This is a genomic window from Aminobacter carboxidus (genome assembly GCF_014863355.1).
Lineage (GTDB): Bacteria > Pseudomonadota > Alphaproteobacteria > Rhizobiales > Rhizobiaceae > Aminobacter > Aminobacter carboxidus.
The window spans coordinates 297,789-315,778 of the sequence record NZ_JACZEP010000002.1 but is presented as its reverse complement, the minus strand read 5'-3'; the positions used below and the strand labels follow the sequence as shown (position 1 = coordinate 315,778).

Below are 17,990 nucleotides of genomic sequence, written 5' to 3'. Positions count from 1 at the left end.
CGTCAACCTGGGGAACTGAAAAAATGATGCTTGGTAAAATGAACGGACATTTCCGTCTGATGCTTGCTGGCGCCGCCCTGTCGGTCATGGCGCTTTCCGTACCCGCGCTGGCAGCGACGCCGGCCGACACGCTGGTCCAGGCCTGGGCCATCGACGACACCATCACGCTCGACCCGGCCGAGTCCTTCGAGCTCAGCCCGGCTGAATTCCTCGGCAACGCCTATGACATGCTGGTGCGCCTCGACATCAACGACACCACCAAGGTGCGCCCCGGCGTCGCCGAAAGCTGGACCGTCTCCGACGACGGCCTGGTCTATACCTTCAAGCTCAAGGCTGGCCTGAAGTTCGCCTCCGGCAATGCGATCACCGCCAAGGACGTCGCCTGGTCGTTCGAGCGCGTCGTCAAGCTCGACAAGAGCCCGGCCTTCATCCTCACCCAGTTCGGCCTGACCAAGGACAACGTCACCGAAAAGGCCAAGGCCGTCGACGACAGCACCTTCGTCTTCACCGTCGACAAGTCCTATGCGCCGTCCTTCGTGCTCAACTGCCTGACCGCCACCGTCGGTGCCGTGATGGACAGCAAGCTGGTGCTCGAGCATGTCGCCCCGGTCACGCCGACCGACGACTACAAGTTCGACAACGACTTCGGCAATGGCTGGCTCAAGACCGGTTATGCCGGCTCGGGTCCGTTCAAGATCCGCGACTGGCGCGCCAACGAAATCCTCGTGCTCGAGCGCAACGACAACTACTACAACGACAAGCCGGCGCTTGCCCGCGTCATCTATCGCCACGTCAAGGAGAGCGCGACCCAGCGCCTGATGCTCGAAGCCGGCGACATCGACGTTGCCCGCAACCTCGAACCTGGCGACCTGGAGGCGATCTCCAAGAACGCCGAGCTGACCACCACCAGCGCACCCAAGGGCACGGTCTACTACATCAGCCTCAACCAGAAGAACCCGAACCTGGCCAAGCCCGAAGTGCGCCAGGCGCTCAAATATCTGGTCGACTACGACGCCATCGGCTCGACCCTGATCAAGGGCATCGGCGAAATCCGCCAGACCTACCAGGCCAAGGGCGTGCTCGGCGCGCTCGACTCCAACCCGTTCACCTTCGACGTCGCCAAGGCCAAGGAGCTGCTGGAGAAGGCAGGGCTGAAGGACGGCTTCACCGTCACCATGGACGTGCGCAACACCCAGCCGGTCACCGGCATCGCCGAATCCTTCCAGCAGACCGTCGGCCAGGCCGGCGTGAAGCTCGAAATCATCCCCGGCGACGGCAAGCAGACCCTGACCAAGTACCGTGCCCGCAACCACGACATGTATATCGGCCAGTGGGGCATGGATTACTGGGATCCGAACTCCAACGCCGAGACCTTCACCTCCAATCCCAACAACGCCGACGACGGCACGGTGAAGACGCTGGCCTGGCGCAATGCCTGGGACGTGCCCGAACTGACAGAGAAGACCAAGGCGGCCCTTCTGGAGCGCGACAACGACAAGCGCGCCACCATGTACAAGGAGTTGCAGCAGGCAGCTCTCGACACCAGCCCGTTCCTGCTGATCTTCCAGCAGACCGAGGTTGCGGGCCTGCGCGGCAACGTCAAGAACTACAAGCTGGGGCCGAACTTCGATTCGAACTTCGTCGCACCCGTGACCAAGGATTGATTCTGCAGCGCCGCGCGTCCTTGGACGCGCAAAGGACGCTGTAACAAATGAGTCCGTGCATGATCCCTTCTGAAAAACGGGGGTCATGCACAATAGGATCAGTCCTTTGAGCACGATGGAAAACCAGACCTCGGCGAGGCGCGCCAACAAGCGCGCCTCCGCCATTCTCAAGGCGGTCGCCAGTTTTGTGGTGATCGTGGCAACGACCTATCTCGGACTGTTGGCGGTGACCTTCTTCATCGGCCGTGTCGTGCCGATCGATCCGGTGCTGGCCATCGTCGGCGACCGGGCGCCTGCTCATGTCGTCGAGCGCACGCGTGAAGAGATGGGCTTCAACCTGCCCTACTACCATCAGTTCTATCTCTATGTGAAAGGCGTGTTGTCAGGCGACTTCGGCACCTCGGTGCTGACCACCAACCCTGTCATGGCCGACATCCGCCGCGTCTTTCCGGCGACGATGGAACTCGCCACCGTCGGCACCATCATCGGTGCGGCACTCGGCATTCCACTTGGCGTGCTCGCCGCCGTCAAGCGCGGCAGCCTTGCCGACCAGGTCGTGCGCATCATCGGCCTGATCGGCTATTCGGTGCCGATCTTCTGGCTCGGCCTTCTGGCGCTGCTGGTATTCTACGCCCGGCTCGGCTGGACCGCCGGCCCCGGCCGCATCGACGTGGTGTTCGAATACACCTTCACGCCGATCACCGGCTTCTATCTGCTCGACGCGGTGCTCAACCGCGACTGGGCGGCGTTCAAGGACATCTTCGCCCACATCATCCTGCCGGCGTCGCTGCTCGGCTATTTCTCGCTCGCTTACATCAGCCGCATGACGCGCTCGTTCATGCTCAACGAACTCAGCCAGGAATACATCGTGGCGGCGCGCGCCAAGGGCCTGTCGGAAACCCGCATCATCTGGGGTCACGCGCTGCGCAATGCCGCGGTGCCGCTGGTGACGGTCATCGCCCTGTCTTATGCCGGCCTGCTCGAAGGCTCGGTGCTGACCGAAACGGTCTTTGCCTGGCCAGGCCTTGGGCTCTACATCACCAACTCGCTGCAGAACGCCGACATGAACGCGGTGCTGGGCGGCACGATCGTCATCGGTTCGGTGTTCATCGCGCTCAACCTGCTCTCCGACTTGCTCTATCGCCTGCTCGACCCAAGGACGCGGATCCGATGAGCGACACAACAATGACCCGCCGCGAATGGCTGCTCACCGACCGTCCGCAGTCACGCCTGCAGGCTCGGCTCGGCCGCGCCTATCTGACCTGGAGCCGCTTTGCCGCCAACAAGCTGGCGGTCATCGGCCTCGGCATCATCCTGCTGCTGTTGTTCGTCGCCGCTTTCGCGCCGCTGCTCGCGCCCCATTCGCCCTATATCGGCGACCTCAAGAACGCCCGTCTGTTGTCGCCCAGCGCCACCAACTGGCTCGGTACCGACGACCAGGGCCGCGACATCCTCTCGCGCCTGATCTACGGCTCGAGGCTGACCTTGCAGGTCATCGTGCTGGTGGCGATCATCGCAGCCCCGATCGGCCTGCTGGTCGGCACTGCCGCCGGTTACGCCGGTGGCTGGGTCGATGCGGTGCTGATGCGCATCACCGACATCTTCCTCGCCTTCCCCAAGCTGGTGCTGGCACTGGCCTTTGTCGCAGCCCTTGGGCCCGGCATCGAAAACGCTATCATCGCCATCGCTTTGACCTCGTGGCCGCCTTATGCCCGTATCGCCCGCGCCGAAACGCTGACCGTGCGCAACTCCGACTACATCGCGGCGGTCAAGTTGATGGGCGCCTCGCCGATGCGCATCGTGCTGCGCCACATCATGCCGCTGTGCATCTCCTCGCTGATCGTCCGCGTCACGCTCGACATGGCCGGTATCATCCTGACCGCCGCCGGTCTCGGCTTCCTCGGTCTCGGAGCCCAACCGCCTCTGCCCGAATGGGGCGCGATGATCGCCTCGGGCCGCCGCTTCATCCTCGACCAGTGGTGGGTCGCAGCCGCCCCCGGTGCCGCGATCCTCATCGTCAGCCTCGGCTTCAACCTGCTTGGCGATGGCCTGCGCGACGCGCTCGATACACGCAGCGGTGGCCAATGAGCACGTTGCTGCATGTCGACGACCTTCGCGTTTCCTTTCCCACCCGCACCGGCGTGGTCGAAGCAGTGCGCGGCGTGTCCTTTTCGCTTGGCCAGGAGCGGCTCGGCATCGTCGGCGAGTCCGGCTCCGGCAAGTCGCAGACCGGCCGCGCCATCATGGGACTGACGCCGCAGCAAGCCGAGATCAGGGCCAGCCGGCTCGAATTCAGCGGCATCGACCTGCTGAAGGCATCCACTGCCGAGCGCCGGGCGCTGCGTGGCAACCGCATCGCCATGATCCTGCAGGACCCGAAATACTCGCTCGATCCGGTCATGACCATCGGCCGCCAGATCGTTGAGACGCTGCGCACGCATGAGAAGATCGGCAAGTCGGCAGCCCGCGAGCGCGCGCTCGACATGCTGGCTGCCGTGCAGATCCGCGACCCCAAGCGCGTCTACGACCTCTACCCGCACGAAGTCTCGGGCGGCATGGGCCAGCGCGCCATGATCGCCATGATGCTGATTGCCGGTCCGGAACTTTTGATCGCCGACGAACCGACTTCGGCGCTCGACGTCACCGTCCAGCTCGACATATTGCGCATTCTCGACCGCCTCGTCATCGACCGCGGCATGGGGCTGATCTTCATCTCGCATGATCTGCGGCTGGTCTCGACCTTCTGCGACCGGGTCATTGTCATGTATGCCGGCAAGATCGTCGAGGAACTGAAGGCCTCGGAACTTTCGCAGGCGAAGCACCCCTACACGCAAGGCCTGCTCAACTGCATGCCCAAGATCGGCTCCGACCGGCACCCGCTGCCCGTGCTCGACCGCCAGCCGGAGTGGTTGCTGTGACCCCTGCACTCTCGATCGACAAGCTGCGCGTCGTCTATGACGACTTCATCGCGCTCAAGGACGTCAGCCTCACCGTTTCCCAGGGCGAATCCTTTGGCCTCGTTGGCGAATCCGGCTCGGGAAAATCGACGCTGCTGCGCGCCGTCGCCGGTCTTGCGCCGGTGGCTTCGGGCACCATCGACGTCGCCGGCAAGCGCCTGGGCAAGACCCGCGACAAGGCATTCTACCGCCAGGTGCAGATGGTGTTCCAAGACCCTTATGGGTCGCTGCACCCGCGCCAGACCGTCGACCGGCTGCTGCTCGAACCGCTCGACATCCACGGTTTCGCCGACACCGAAAAGCGCATCCAGCGCGCGCTCGACGAGGTCGGCCTCGGCTCCGGCTTCCGCTTCCGCTATTCGCACCAGCTGTCCGGCGGCCAGCGCCAGCGTGTCGCCATTGCCCGCGCGCTGATCCTCGAACCGTCGGTGCTGCTGCTCGACGAGCCAACCTCGGCGCTCGACGCCTCGGTGCAGGCCGAAGTGCTGAACCTGCTCGAACAGGTGCGCCGCGACCGCAAGCTGACCTTTGTCATGGTCAGCCACGACCTCGGCGTCATCACTCATATGTGCGAGCGGCTGATGGTGATGCAGGGCGGACAGGAGGTCGAACGGCTGGACGCCGTCGACCTCGCCACGCGCAACGTGGCGCAGACCTACACCCGCAACCTTCTGGTTGCGAGCGAAGGTTTCGTCCGCGACGCCTAAGGCGTTACGGAAATGCGGAAGCCCGTTTCCCGCGCTTCCGCGAAAGGCGAAAATGCCAAATGGACAGCTTGCGCGCGGAAACACTTGCCTGCAATTCTGGAGCGGAAATTATGGCAGTCAGGGGCGGCCGCCCCTCATCCGCAACCCGCATCTCAGGTGACAAAAATGCTCCTTGGCATCGATCCGCTGCTTGGCCCCGACGTGCTCTACGTGCTCCGCGCCATGGGCCATGGCGACGACCTGATCATCGCCGACGCCAATTTTCCGGCCGATGCGATGGCGAGGCAGACCGTGTTCGGCCGGCCGCTGCGCATCGACGGCGACATCGTCAGCGTCATGAAGGCGGTGCTGTCGGTGATGCCTGTCGACACCTTCGTCGACGACGCCTTCGGCCGCATGGAAGTCGTCGGCAAGCCGGACGAGATCCCCGACGTCCAGCGTGAGGTCGGAAAGCTGATTGCCGGCACCGACACCAAAATGGTCGGCATCGAGCGCTTCGCCTTCTACGAACGCGCCAGAAAGGCCTATGCGGTCATCCAGACCCAGGAGCGCCGCTTCTATGCCGACTTCGCCGTCCGCAAGGGCGTGGTACCGCCTGACGCTTAAGACATTTGCGGTTGACGTAGAGCTGCCCTAGCCAAAGATACCTAAGACAGCGACAGCTTCACCGCCACGTCCTTAAGCAGGGCCAGCGTCTGGTCGATATCGGCCTGCTTGTCGTCGAGCCTCTGGATGTAGGGGCAGGTCAGCACGGCGATGGCGTAGCCGTCGGGTGACAGGATCGGCACCGAGATATCCTCGATGGCGCGCATCTGCTGGCTCGGTCCGACACGGTGGCCCGCCTGGCGGTAGGCTTTCAGCACCGGCTCCAATTTGTCCCGCGCGTCGGCCATGGCAGTGCCTTCCCAGCGCATCGCCAGCTCCGACTGCGCCTGCCCGTCCAGGAAGGCGAGCAGTATGTGACCGGAACTGGTGGTCAAAAGCTCGATATGGGCGCCGATGCGAATGCCGAACTCCCAGTTGCCGGGGCAACTGGCGTGGGCGACGACGATCGCGGCGCCACCTTCGGGAACGACGAGATGGCAGGATTGCCCGGCTTCGCTGGCAAAGGCGTCCATCAGCGGCAGCGCGCGGGCGACAAGGCGGCGCACCGGCGGGTGGCGATGGGCGAGGATGAACAGCTTCATCGTCAGGGCGTAGCGATCGCCTTCAGGTGATCGGCTGACATAGTCGCGCGCCACCAGCCGTTCCAGCATGCGGTAGACTTCGCTCGGCCCGCGGCCCATCGCCTTGACGATCTCGGCTCGCGTCAGCCCGCCCGGCTGCTCCGAAAGCAGCTCCAGAATATCGAGCCCCTTGTCCAGCGCCGGCGCCCGGTAGCGCTCATCCTTGTCCTGGTCGTTCGCGGCATTGATCGGCCGTTTTGGCATCGCTCGAAATCCTCCCTCGTGACCGGCCTCGCATTTCCCCATTGCAAGGTTGGTTCATTTATGAATAGTATGTTCGTATATAGACAGACGCAAGCAGTTTGCTGGGAGGGCAACGGTTATGCGACTAAGCGGGAAACGCATCTTCATTTCCGCCGCCGCCCAAGGCATCGGGCGCGCCAGTGCGCTGGCCTGCGCCGCTGAAGGCGCCCATATCATCGCCACCGATATCAATGCCGAGGCGCTGGCGGCACTTGCCGCCGAAAGCGACCGTATCGAGACCCATCGTCTCGACGTCCGCGACGGCGCAGCAGTCGCAGCCTTCGCCAAACAGCAGGCACCGCTCGACGGGCTCTTCAACTGCGCCGGTTTCGTCCACAACGGCACCGTCATGGACTGCAGCGACGAAGACTGGGATTTCAGCTTCGACCTCAACGTCAAGAGCATGTACCGCACCACCAAGGCGTTCCTGCCCGGCATGCTGGAGCAGTCGGAAAAGACAGGAAGCGTCGCCATTCTCAACATGGCGTCGATGGCCTCGTCGATCAAAGGCTTTCCCAACCGCCTGCTCTACGGCGCCACCAAGGCGGCGGTGATCGGCTTCACCAAGGGCATGGCCGCCGACTACATCCGCCGCGGCGTGCGCTGCAACGCGCTGTGCCCCGGCACCGTCGACACCCCGTCGCTGCGTGGCCGTATCGCTGCCGCTGCCGATCCGGTTCAGGCCGAGAAGGACTTCATCGCCCGCCAGCCGATCGGCCGCCTGGCGACCGTCGACGACATCGCCCCGCTGGTCATCTACCTGTTGTCTGATGAATCGCGCTTCGTCACCGGCCAGGCTGTCCTGGTCGACGGCGGCGTCACCATCTAGGCGGGCGACGGCCATGATCGAAAGGATCGACGGCCACTGTCATTACTGGGCGCTCCAGCGCGGCGACTATGGCTGGTTGACGCCTGATGCGCCCCATCTCGCGCCGATCTATCGCGACTTTGGCGCAGCCGAGATGCGCCCGCTGGCCGAGGCGGCCGGCATCGCCAGGCGCATCCTTGTCCAGGCCGCCCCGACAGAGGCCGAGACGCAATTCCTGCTCGACCAGGGTCGTGACGACGAGGCTGTCGCCGGCGTCGTCGGCTGGGTTGATCTGTCGGCGGCCGACAGCGCGGCCGCACTCGACCGCTTTACTGTCGATCCGCTGTTCAAGGGCGTTCGGCCGATGCTGCAGGATCTCGAAGATGTTGATTGGATCATCACCCGCCCGCATCCGCAAGCCATCGCGGCGCTCAAGCGCCTTGGCCTGCGATTCGATGCACTTGTCATGCCGCAGCATCTCCAGGCGCTGCGCCGTTTCGTGGAGACACATCCCGATCTACCCGTCGTCATCGACCATGCCGCCAAGCCCGCCTTCGCCGCTCCTGCCGACGATGCGCGCCATGCCTTGTGGCGGTTCGGCATGGCTGAGCTTTCAGGCCACACGCAGGTTTATTGCAAGCTGTCAGGGCTGCTCACCGAACTGCCGGTTGAGCTCCGTACAACGACCAAGGCTGCGGCTGAAGCGCTGCGCCCCACCCTTTGCAGCCTGCTCGACTGGTTCGGGCCGGATCGCCTGATCTGGGGCTCGGACTGGCCGGTGCTGACGATAGCGAATCCCTTCGCCTTCTGGGACGAAGTCACGGCCCGCCTGTTCGATGGTCTTGGCCAGCGCGAGCGCGCGGCCATCCTCGGCGGCAGCGCGGCCCGCTTCTACGGCATCGAGGGAGGTCACGCATGACCGCCCTCGTCATCATGAAGGACATCGGCAAGTCGTTTCCGGGCGTGCGCGCCCTGCACAATGCCCAGCTTGAGCTGCGCTCGGGCGAGGTCCATGCCTTGATGGGCGAAAACGGCGCCGGCAAGTCGACGCTGATGAAGATCCTCGCCGGCATCTACCGGCGCGACGCCGGTGAAATCCTGCTCGACGGCAAGCCCGTCGAGATCAACTCGCCGCGCCAGGCCCAGGATCTCGGCATCGGCATCATCCATCAGGAACTCAACCTGATGCCGCATCTGACGGCGGCGCAGAACATCTTCATCGGCCGTGAGCCGCGCAAGGCCGCCGGCCTGCTGCTCGACGAGGCCAGGCTGAATGCCAATGCGGCGGAAATCTTCGCCAGCATGCACCTCAAGCTCGACCCGCGCACGCCGGTCGGCGGCCTGACAATTGCCCGCCAGCAGATGGTCGAGATCGCCAAGGCCCTGTCCTACCGCTCGCGCGTGCTGATCATGGACGAGCCCACCGCGGCGCTGAACGACGCCGAGATCGCCGAGCTTTTCGCCATCATCGACAGGCTCAAGGCCGAAGGCGTCGGCATCGTCTACATCTCGCACAAGATGGACGAGCTGAAGCGCATCGCCGACCGTGTCACCGTGATGCGCGACAGCGAATATATCGGCACGGTTCCGGCCGCCGAAACGCCTGTCGACAAGATCATCTCGATGATGGTCGGCCGCGCGCTGACCGAAGAGCACCCCGACATACCGGACCACGCCACTTCAGAGGTCGTGCTCGAGGTCAAGCACCTCAATCGCGGCACGGTCATCCGCGACGTCAGCCTTTCCGTCCGCAAGGGCGAAATCCTCGGCTTCGCCGGCCTGATGGGTGCGGGCCGCACCGAGGTCGCCCGCGCCATCTTCGGCGCCGACCGCCGTGACAGCGGCGACATCTACATGCATGGCAAGAAGGTCGACATCCGTATCCCGCAGGATGCGGTGCGCGCCGGCATCGGCTATCTCTCCGAGGACCGCAAGCATTTCGGCCTCGCCACCGGCATGGACGTGCGCAACAACGTCGTGCTGGCCAGCCTCGCCCGCTTCACCGGCCCCGGAGGGCTGCTCAGGGAAGCAGCCATGCACGACGTGGCGGCCCGCTACATCGACCAGCTCGCGATCAAGACCCCGTCCGACCGGCAGGAAGTGCGCCTGCTCTCCGGCGGCAACCAGCAGAAGATCGTCATCGCCAAATGGCTGCTGCGTGACTGCGAGGTGCTGATCTTCGACGAGCCGACGCGCGGTATCGATGTCGGTGCCAAGAACGAGATCTACAAGCTATTGAATGCGCTGGCCAAGCAGGGACGCGCCATCATCGTCATCTCGTCGGAACTGCCCGAAGTGCTCAGGCTTAGCCACCGCATCGCCGTGATGTGCGAAGGACGGCTGACTGGCATTCTTCCCGGCGGCGCCACCCAGGAAGAGATCATGCATCTGGCGACACTTCGCGGCGACACCGCCAATCACAACAAACAATCCAAGCCGGCAAAGGGAGAGGCCAAATGAGTGCATCCGCATCCACAGCAAGCGTCTCGATCGGCTCGAAATTCTCCGGCGCCCACAGGCTGCTCGCCTTCGCCAGCCTGATCATCCTGATACTGGTATTCAGCCTCGCCTCGCCCAATTTCATGCAGACCTCCAACATCATCGCCATCCTTCAGGCGACGTCGGTCAACGGCGTGCTGGCGATTGCCGCGACGCTGGTCATCATCACCGGCGGCATCGACCTGTCGGTCGGCACGCTGATGACCTTCTGCGCCGTCATTGCAGGCGTGGTGCTGACCTTCTGGGGCATGCCGCTCGGGCTCGGCGTGCTGGCCGCCATCGTCGCCGGTGCTGCCAGCGGCACGCTGTCGGGCACCTTCGTCGCCAAGCTCAAGATCCCGCCCTTCATCGCCACGCTCGGCATGATGCTGATCCTCAAGGGCCTGTCGCTGGTCATCTCCGGCACCCGGCCGATCTATTTCAACGGCACGCCCGGCTTCACCCAGATCTCGCAGGGCTCGCTGATCGGCTCGGTCATCCCCGGCCTGCCGATCCCCAATGGCGTGCTGATCCTGTTCCTGGTCGCGATCGCCACCAGCTTCATCCTCGAGCGCACCATCCTTGGCCGTTTCACCTTCGCGCTCGGCTCCAACGAGGAGGCCGTGCGGCTGTCGGGCGTCAACACCGACCGCTGGAAGATCGCCGTCTATGCGCTTTCCGGCAGCATCTGCGGCATCGCCGGCCTGCTGATCGCCTCGCGCCTCAACTCGGCCCAGCCCGCGCTCGGCCAGGGCTACGAGCTCGACGCCATCGCAGCGGTGGTCATCGGCGGCACATCGCTCTCCGGTGGCCGCGGCACCATCATCGGCACGCTCATCGGCGCGCTCATCATCTCGGTGCTCGCCAACGGGTTGCGCATCCTTTCGGTCGCCCAGGAATGGCAGACCGTGGTCACCGGCTCGATCATCATTCTCGCCGTCTACACCGACATTCTGCGGCGCCGCAGGCTTTGAGGAAGCTTGCTTCGCGCAGCGCCGTCGTGCTGCGCCAACATCAAAAAGAGAGCGAAAACGCTCCACCAGCAACGATCAACAACCAAGGTTCAATCGGAGGAAACATGTTCACCAGACGCACTGTGCTTGGCGCCCTCAGCGCCATGACAATCCTCGGCTACGGCTCGACCATGGCAATGGCCCAGGACAAGATGTACATCCCGCTCATCTCCAAGGGCTTCCAGCACCAGTTCTGGCAGGCCGTGAAGGCGGGCGCCGACAAGGCCGCTGCCGATCTCGGCGTCGAAGTCACCTTCGAAGGCCCTGACTCGGAAACCCAGGTCGACCGCCAGATCGACATGCTGGCGGCTGCCCTTGCCAAGAAGCCGGCGGCGATCGGTTTTGCCGCCCTCGACAGCCAGGCCGCCCTGCCGCTGCTGCAGCAGGCCAAGGACGCCAAGATCCCGGTCGTCGCTTTTGACTCCGGCGTCGAAGGCGATATCCCGGTGGCGACAGCCTCGACCAACAACATCGCCGCCGCTGCCCTTGCCGCCGACATGATGGCCGGGCTGATCGGCGATGAAGGCAAGGTCGCGCTCGTCGTGCACGACCAGACCAGCCGCACCGGCATCGACCGCCGCGACGGCTTCGTCAACCGCATGAAGGAAGCCCATCCGAAGGTCGAGATCGTCGCCATCGAATATGGTGAAGGCGATCACCTCAAGTCGACGGAGATCACCAAGGCGATCCTGCAGGCCAACCCCGACCTCAAGGGCATGTTCGGCGCCAACGAAGGCTCGGCCATCGGTGTCGTCAACGGCGCCAAGGAACTCGGCCGCCAGCTGGTGATCATCGGCTACGACTCGGGCGCCCAGCAGAAGCAGGCGATCCGCGACGGCCAGATGGCCGGCGCCATCACCCAGAACCCGGTCGGCATCGGCTACAAGACTGTCGAAGCGGCGGTCAAGGCAGCCAAGGGCGAAGCCGTCGAGAAGAACATCGACACCGGCTTCTACTACTACGACAAGACCAACATCGATCAGCCCGACATCGCAGCCGTGCTGTACGACTGATCCTGCAACTGTCCCCGGAGGCGGTTCGCCGCCTCCGGCTTCTTTTCCAACAAGGTGATCCAGATGAAACTGCTCCGCTACGGCCCCAAGGGCAACGAAAAGCCCGGCATCCTCGACACGTCCGGCCGCGTCCGCGACCTCTCCGGCCTCGTCGACGACATCGCCGGCGACACCCTTTCGCCCGAGGGCCTGGCCCGCTTGCGCGCCGTCGACATCGAGACGCTACCGCTCGTCGCCGGCACGCCGCAGCAGGACCTGCGCCTCGGCGCCTGTGTCGGCCGCATCGGCAAGTTCATCTGCATCGGCCTCAACTACGCCGACCATGCCGCCGAAACAGGTGCTGCCATCCCGGCCGAACCCATCGTCTTCAACAAGTGGACCTCGGCCATCGTCGGTCCCGACGACGACGTCGAAATCCCGCGCGGCTCGGTCAAGACCGACTGGGAGGTCGAACTCGGCGTCGTTATCGGCAAGCCCGGCCGCTACATCGACGAGGCCGACGCGATGGGTCACGTCGCCGGCTACTGCGTCGTCAACGACGTTTCCGAGCGCGAATACCAGATCGAGCGCGGCGGAACCTGGGACAAGGGCAAGGGCTGCGACACCTTCGGCCCGACCGGCCCCTGGATGGTGACCGCTGACGAGATCGCCGACCCGCAGGACCTCAAGATGTGGCTCGACGTCGACGACAAGCGTTTCCAGAACGGCTCGACCAGGACCATGATCTTTTCGGTGCAGCAGGTCGTATCCTATCTCAGCCGCTTCATGAGCTTGCAGGCCGGCGACGTCATCTCCACCGGCACGCCGCCCGGTGTCGGCCTCGGCCAGAAGCCGCCCGTCTATCTCAAAGCAGGCCAGACCATGACCCTCGGCATCGAAGGCCTCGGCACCCAAAGGCAGCGCGTCGTCGCCGCCTGAACCCTTTGGGGCGAGATGACCTCTCTTTGGGCCATCTCGCTCCGAGCACTCGTTTCAGTCGCCTGATCTTGTCCGGAAAGTCTGCAACTTTTCGGGATCATGCAGTGAGGACCCACGACCATGACCAGAATCATCGACATGCGGGTGCTCGACCTGCGCTTCCCGACTTCGCAGCATCTCGACGGTTCCGACGCGATGAACCCGGACCCCGATTATTCGGCCGCCTATGTCATCCTGAAAACTGACGCGCCCGGCATCGAGGGCCATGGCCTGACCTTCACCATCGGCCGCGGCAACGAGATCTGCTGCGCGGCGATCGAGGCGATGCGCCATCTTGTCGTCGGACTGGAGATGGACAAGGTCACGTCAGACATGGGCGCCTTCTGGCGCCATGTCACATCAGACAGCCAGCTGCGCTGGATCGGCCCCGACAAGGGCGCGATCCACCTCGCCACCGGCGCTGTCGTCAACGCCGTCTGGGACATCTGGGCCAAGCTGGTTGGCAAGCCGGTGTGGAAGCTGGTCGCCGACATGTCGCCAGAGGAGCTCGTGCGCTGCATCGACTTCCGCTACATCACCGACTGCATCACCCCAGACGAAGCACTGGCGATGCTGCGCGACAAGGCGCCGGGCAAAGCCGAGCGTATCGCCACCCTCGAGCGCGAGGGCTACCCTTGCTACACCACTTCGGCCGGCTGGCTAGGCTATGGCGACGAGAAGCTGCGCCGGCTGTGCCAGGAGGCGGTCGATGCCGGTTTCAACCACGTCAAGCTGAAGGTCGGCCGCGACAAGGCTGACGACATCAGGCGCCTGCGCATCGCCCGCGAGGTGCTCGGCCCCGACCGCCAGCTGATGATCGACGCCAACCAGGTCTGGGAAGTCGGCCAGGCCATCGACTGGGTACGCGACCTCGCCTTTGCCAAGCCGTGGTTCATCGAGGAACCGACAAATCCCGACGATGTCGAGGGCCACCGCAAGATCCGCGAGGGCGTGGCGCCGGTTCAGGTCGCCACCGGCGAGATGTGCCAGAACCGCATCATGTTCAAGCAGTTCATCATGCGCGGCGCCATCGACGTGGTGCAGATCGACTCCTGCCGTCTCGGCGGCGTCAACGAGATCCTCGCCGTGCTCTTGATGGCGGCGAAATACGACCTGCTCGTCTGCCCGCATGCCGGCGGCGTCGGCCTGTGCGAATATGTCCAGCACCTGTCGATGATCGACTATGTCTGCATCGCCGGCACCCGCGAGGGCCGCGTCGTCGAATATGTCGACCACCTGCACGAGCACTTCAAGGAACCCTGCGTGGTGCGCAACGCCGCCTACATGCCGCCAATGGCGCCCGGCTTCTCGATCGAGATGAAGCCGGCGACGCTTGAAGATTTCCAGTTCAAGGGCTGAGGGCGACGACAATGGACCTCGGGCTGAAGGACAAGGTCGTCATCGTCACCGGCGGCGGTGCGGGCATCGGCGGCGCGGTAACGCTCAGCCTTGCCGCCGAGGGCGCCATTCCGATCGTCTTCGGCCGCAGCCAACTTGCCGAAGACTTTGCCGCGAAACTCAAGGCAGCATCGCCACGATCGATGTTCGTTCAGGTCGAACTGATGCACGATCCTGAAATCGGCGCGGCGATCGAACAGGTGGCCAAAACCTTCGGTCGCATCGACGGCCTGGTCAACAATGCCGGCATCAATGACGGTGTCGGCCTCGACGCCGGCCCGGAGGCCTTCCGCGAGTCGCTCGAGCGCAACCTGATCCACTATTACACGACCGCGCATCACTGCCTGCCGTGGCTGAAGAAGGCGCATGGCTCCATCGTCAACGTCTCGTCCAAGACCGCACTCACCGGCCAGGGCAACACCAGCGGCTACACCGCCGCCAAGGGCGCCCAGCTGTCGTTGACGCGCGAATGGGCGGCGGCCCTGCGGGGCGACGGTGTCCGGGTCAACGCCGTCATTCCGGCCGAAGTGATGACGCCGCTCTACGAGAAGTGGCTCAAGACCTTCGACGATCCCGAGGCGCGGCTAAAAGAGATCACCCGCCGAATCCCGCTCGGGCAGCGCATGACGACGGCAGACGAGATCGCTGACACCATCATCTTCCTGCTCTCCGACAAGGCGAGCCACACCACCGGCCAGTGGCTGTTCGTCGACGGCGGCTACACCCATCTCGACCGCGCGCTGGATTGACGCCCCCCACCCAGCTTGTTGCCAAGGTTCGCATGCCGTGCGATGTCCAAAGCCATTGCAAGAGCGCCTGCCCCGCTCAGCCTTTGCCGGGGAATCGTGAGTGCACAATAAGCTGGACGCGCTGTCGGTTGAGACGTCAGCATCTGATTTAACGCTGGGCGGGCTTTCGCTCGACGAGCTTGCGCCCGAGCCGGTGAGCTATCCGCTCGTCTCTTTCATCATCCGCAACTGGAACTACGCCCGTTTCGTCGGATCGGCGATCCGTTCGGTTCGCAACCAGACTTATCCCAATTTCGAGGCCATCGTCGTCGACAACGGCTCGACCGACGGCAGCCGCGCCGAGATCGAGGCGGCGATTGCCGACGATCCGCGGTTTCGCACGATCTGGCTCGACGAAAACCTCGGCGCGCTTGCCGGCGCACTGAAGGGCCTCGATGTCGCGCGCGGCGATTTTGTCACCTTCGTCGATTCCGACGACTATCTGCTCGCCGATTTTGCCGCCATGCATGTCCAGGCGCATCTGGCGCTGCCGCGCGGTGTCGCGTTCACATCAAGCGCCGTGATCGAGATCGATGCCGAGGGCGCGGTATTGGGGAGCGGCCTGAGGGGATTGCAGCTCGAGACCCGCAACGGCGGCCTGCGAAGCCCGTTCCTGGTGCTGCGACTGTCAGAAGTCAGCCGCGCGCAGTTCGACCAACTCGACCGCAGCATCGTCGCACATCCGCCCACCGAAAATGGCTGGCTGTGGTCGCCCGGCACATCCAACATGTTCCGTCGTTTTCTGATTGAAACGATCCGGCCGCGCGCCAAACCGGATCTCATGTTCGGACTTTCGGCGGACGGCCATTTTTGCCGCCTCGCTCACGTACTCAGCGGGTCGGCCACGATCGCCATGCCATTGTCGGCCTATCGGCTGCATGGCGACAACTTCTTTGCCGGCAACCCGGCCCTGGACGGCGTGGTGGATGTCTCTGGTCCTGCGAGAAAATTCTTCCCGGCGCGCCGTCGCGAGGCGATGCGTGTTCTGGTCGAGGATGCGACGTCGTTTTCGGCCAGCATGGGGGCGTGGCGCTTCTGGTCCGCGATCGCCCAGGTTCTCGACAGCAACGGCGCCTCTTCGGTGCAGGTCTTCGAAGCACCCGAGGCCCAGGCAATCATTGCCGAAAACCTGGCTTTGCTGTTCACGGCATTCGGCAAATGGAGCACCTTGCGCAAGTTGCGGGAGCTGATGTCACGACGCGCATTGCAGGCCATTCTCCGCGCAGCCGACCAAGGTCCTGTTGCCTATGCGCCGCGCATGGTCGGCATCGAGATTTCGATGTTTGAAGCCAGGTTACGGCGCAAGCGCCGCGCCAAGGCCACGAGGCGGAAACAGCGAACGTAAGACGCCCGCAAGCCGGGGCGGCTTGATCTCAAGCCGGCACCGGCGACAGCGTCCCCGAACCTGCCGGCAGCAGCCCGAGCACGCGTTCCATGGCGCAGGGAATCGGCGCGATGATCGGTGTGTCGAACATCGGCTGCAGCTGCTCGGCCGCCTGCCCGAGCGGGCCGCCGCCAATGATCACGGCTTCCGCTCCATCCAGCTCGATGCATTCGCGCACCATCGACGCCGCCGTCGAGGCGATGCTGTCCAGCCGCAAGATCTGGGGTGCTTACCTTTCGCAGCAGCCATCCTTTCGCCGACTATTTCCAGTGGCAGATGACCCTGGTGGTGGAAAGCATCGTCGCCATTCCGGGTGGCGGCCAGACGCTGGCGCCAGCTCCGCTGTTCAACCACGTCTCGGCGATGGCCATCTGCCACCTGCTCGCCACCCGCGCCATCAAGCGCTCGGGCGCCGCCGGCCGGATCCGACTCCGGGGCATCGAAACCATCGGCGACACGCTCGAGGAACTGTAACCCTCAGCTTGCCGGCATGTGTTGGCGCACATGCTCGAGAAAAAGCGACAACAGCTCGGCCTGGGTCGAGATACCAAGCCGCTCATAGGCATGCTTGCGGTGGGTCTTGACCGTGGCGCGGGTGATGTCGAGGTGGGCTGCGATCGAATCCGACGAATGCCCGCGCAGCACCAGCACCACCACCTCGCGCTCGCGACTGGTCAGCAGATCGGCGCCGAAGCTGCCATAGGCCGCCTCGGCCCAGCCCGCATCCCCTTGAGGCCGCTCGACGGCATGCCGCGCCTTGATGCGTTGCCAGTGCTGGCGAAAGCTCGACTCGATCAGCGGCAGTACGGCGTTGAGCCTTGCGATCGCAGCGTCATCGAAGCTCCTCGCTTTGGAGCTGTAGATGCCGATCTCGGTCGTCTCGCCCACGCCGAGCGCCACCGCGATATCGATTTCCTCGAGGCCGCGCGGCCAGTCCCTGGTGACGTAGCCGATCTCCTCCGTCTCCGCGATGATGATCTCGTAGGAGCGGTAGACCTCGCTCTGCAGGTAGTGGTCGGGTGCGAGATCACGGATGCGGTAGACGCCTGAGGCGATGCCCTTGAGATGGCTTTGGTAAAACGGATTGAGCAGGTAGGTCTGCGCCAGATATTGCCTCAGCCCGTTGCGCGCCTGTTCTCCCTTGAAGTCATCATGGATGTGCAGCGGCGGCTGGCTGCCGCGATAGACCACGATCGCGATCATGTCGAAGGCGACGTGGCTGCGCATCCAGCCGGCAAGGCGCAAGGGGAACTCCGGTGCGCCGATGGCACTGACCAGTTCCGCCACATCGCGATAGTCGTCCTGCGGCATGCGCCTGCTGCGTCTCCTGTGTCCGCAAACCTCCTCCCCTGGG

The 17,990-nt window shown here is 64.3% G+C and carries 17 protein-coding genes and 2 pseudogenes; 16 read left to right on the top strand and 3 right to left on the bottom strand.

Features of this window, described 5'->3' with window-relative positions; genetic code table 11:
- Positions 1 to 26 precede the first annotated feature (26 nt).
- The 6 genes from IHE39_RS09125 to IHE39_RS09100 all read left to right on the top strand — a co-directional run bounded on the left by IHE39_RS09125 (position 27) and on the right by IHE39_RS09100 (position 5,934).
- A complete protein-coding gene (locus IHE39_RS09125) occupies positions 27 to 1,664 on the top strand; it encodes an ABC transporter substrate-binding protein (RefSeq protein WP_192566589.1) in 1,638 nt (545 codons plus the stop codon).
- A 115-nt stretch (positions 1,665 to 1,779) separates the two neighbouring features.
- Complete coding sequence (locus IHE39_RS09120; RefSeq protein WP_184768608.1) at positions 1,780 to 2,838, top strand: ABC transporter permease; 1,059 nt, start codon at positions 1,780 to 1,782, stop codon at positions 2,836 to 2,838.
- Positions 2,835 to 3,752 carry a nickel transporter permease gene (gene nikC, locus IHE39_RS09115; protein WP_184768280.1) on the top strand — a complete coding sequence of 306 codons (918 nt, stop codon included), beginning with the start codon at positions 2,835 to 2,837 and terminating at the stop codon, positions 3,750 to 3,752. Before IHE39_RS09120 ends, nikC begins: the two co-directional genes overlap by 4 nt.
- On the top strand, positions 3,749 to 4,582 hold the full coding sequence (locus tag IHE39_RS09110; RefSeq protein ID WP_192566258.1) for an ABC transporter ATP-binding protein: 834 nt from the start codon (positions 3,749 to 3,751) through the stop codon (positions 4,580 to 4,582). The genes nikC and IHE39_RS09110 overlap by 4 nt, the downstream gene beginning before the upstream one ends.
- Positions 4,579 to 5,328 carry an ATP-binding cassette domain-containing protein gene (locus tag IHE39_RS09105; protein ID WP_192566257.1) on the top strand — a complete coding sequence of 250 codons (750 nt, stop codon included), beginning with the start codon at positions 4,579 to 4,581 and terminating at the stop codon, positions 5,326 to 5,328. The genes IHE39_RS09110 and IHE39_RS09105 overlap by 4 nt, the downstream gene beginning before the upstream one ends.
- Before the next feature lie 165 nt (positions 5,329 to 5,493).
- The gene (locus IHE39_RS09100; protein WP_184768283.1) at positions 5,494 to 5,934 is read left to right on the top strand and encodes an RbsD/FucU family protein; all 441 of its coding nucleotides are present in this window, start codon (positions 5,494 to 5,496) and stop codon (positions 5,932 to 5,934) included.
- Between the two features lie 41 nt (positions 5,935 to 5,975).
- Here the strand turns inward: IHE39_RS09100 and IHE39_RS09095 are convergent, their stop codons facing one another.
- A complete protein-coding gene (locus IHE39_RS09095; protein WP_192566256.1) occupies positions 5,976 to 6,758 on the bottom strand; it encodes an IclR family transcriptional regulator in 783 nt (260 codons plus the stop codon).
- 118 nt (positions 6,759 to 6,876) lie between these two features.
- Here IHE39_RS09095 and IHE39_RS09090 point away from each other — a divergent pair, with 118 nt between their 5' ends.
- From IHE39_RS09090 to IHE39_RS09050, 9 genes are all read left to right on the top strand, one after another.
- Positions 6,877 to 7,626, top strand: a complete 750-nt coding sequence (locus tag IHE39_RS09090; RefSeq protein WP_192566255.1) for an SDR family oxidoreductase — start codon at positions 6,877 to 6,879, stop codon at positions 7,624 to 7,626.
- A 13-nt stretch (positions 7,627 to 7,639) separates the two neighbouring features.
- A complete protein-coding gene (locus IHE39_RS09085; RefSeq protein WP_192566254.1) occupies positions 7,640 to 8,524 on the top strand; it encodes an amidohydrolase family protein in 885 nt (294 codons plus the stop codon).
- Positions 8,521 to 10,065, top strand: a complete 1,545-nt coding sequence (locus IHE39_RS09080; RefSeq protein ID WP_192566253.1) for a sugar ABC transporter ATP-binding protein — start codon at positions 8,521 to 8,523, stop codon at positions 10,063 to 10,065. The genes IHE39_RS09085 and IHE39_RS09080 overlap by 4 nt, the downstream gene beginning before the upstream one ends.
- Positions 10,062 to 11,057 carry an ABC transporter permease gene (locus IHE39_RS09075; protein ID WP_184768288.1) on the top strand — a complete coding sequence of 332 codons (996 nt, stop codon included), beginning with the start codon at positions 10,062 to 10,064 and terminating at the stop codon, positions 11,055 to 11,057. Before IHE39_RS09080 ends, IHE39_RS09075 begins: the two co-directional genes overlap by 4 nt.
- A gap of 104 nt (positions 11,058 to 11,161) precedes the next feature.
- Positions 11,162 to 12,109 carry an ABC transporter substrate-binding protein gene (locus IHE39_RS09070; RefSeq protein ID WP_192566252.1) on the top strand — a complete coding sequence of 316 codons (948 nt, stop codon included), beginning with the start codon at positions 11,162 to 11,164 and terminating at the stop codon, positions 12,107 to 12,109.
- Positions 12,110 to 12,172: 63 nt separating this feature from the next.
- Positions 12,173 to 13,027, top strand: a complete 855-nt coding sequence (locus IHE39_RS09065) for a fumarylacetoacetate hydrolase family protein (RefSeq protein ID WP_184768290.1) — start codon at positions 12,173 to 12,175, stop codon at positions 13,025 to 13,027.
- Between the two features lie 120 nt (positions 13,028 to 13,147).
- The gene (locus IHE39_RS09060) at positions 13,148 to 14,425 is read left to right on the top strand and encodes an L-fuconate dehydratase (RefSeq protein WP_192566251.1); all 1,278 of its coding nucleotides are present in this window, start codon (positions 13,148 to 13,150) and stop codon (positions 14,423 to 14,425) included.
- An 11-nt stretch (positions 14,426 to 14,436) separates the two neighbouring features.
- A complete protein-coding gene (locus tag IHE39_RS09055; RefSeq protein ID WP_192566250.1) occupies positions 14,437 to 15,213 on the top strand; it encodes an L-fucose dehydrogenase in 777 nt (258 codons plus the stop codon).
- A 100-nt stretch (positions 15,214 to 15,313) separates the two neighbouring features.
- Positions 15,314 to 16,597 (top strand): glycosyltransferase, encoded by a 1,284-nt coding sequence (locus tag IHE39_RS09050; RefSeq protein WP_192566249.1) that lies wholly within the window; start codon positions 15,314 to 15,316, stop codon positions 16,595 to 16,597.
- A 28-nt stretch (positions 16,598 to 16,625) separates the two neighbouring features.
- On the opposite strand, the pseudogene IHE39_RS09045 reads toward IHE39_RS09050, so the two are convergent.
- Positions 16,626 to 16,814 (bottom strand): annotated as a pseudogene (locus IHE39_RS09045) (hypothetical protein); the annotation flags it as partial.
- Between the two features lies 1 nt (position 16,815).
- On the opposite strand from IHE39_RS09045, the pseudogene IHE39_RS09040 reads away from it, so the two are divergent.
- Positions 16,816 to 17,110 (top strand): annotated as a pseudogene (locus tag IHE39_RS09040) (MurR/RpiR family transcriptional regulator); the annotation flags it as partial.
- Between the two features lie 3 nt (positions 17,111 to 17,113).
- Here the strand turns inward: IHE39_RS09040 and IHE39_RS09035 are convergent.
- Complete coding sequence (locus IHE39_RS09035) at positions 17,114 to 17,947, bottom strand: helix-turn-helix transcriptional regulator (RefSeq protein ID WP_192566247.1); 834 nt, start codon at positions 17,945 to 17,947, stop codon at positions 17,114 to 17,116.
- Positions 17,948 to 17,990 lie beyond the last annotated feature (43 nt).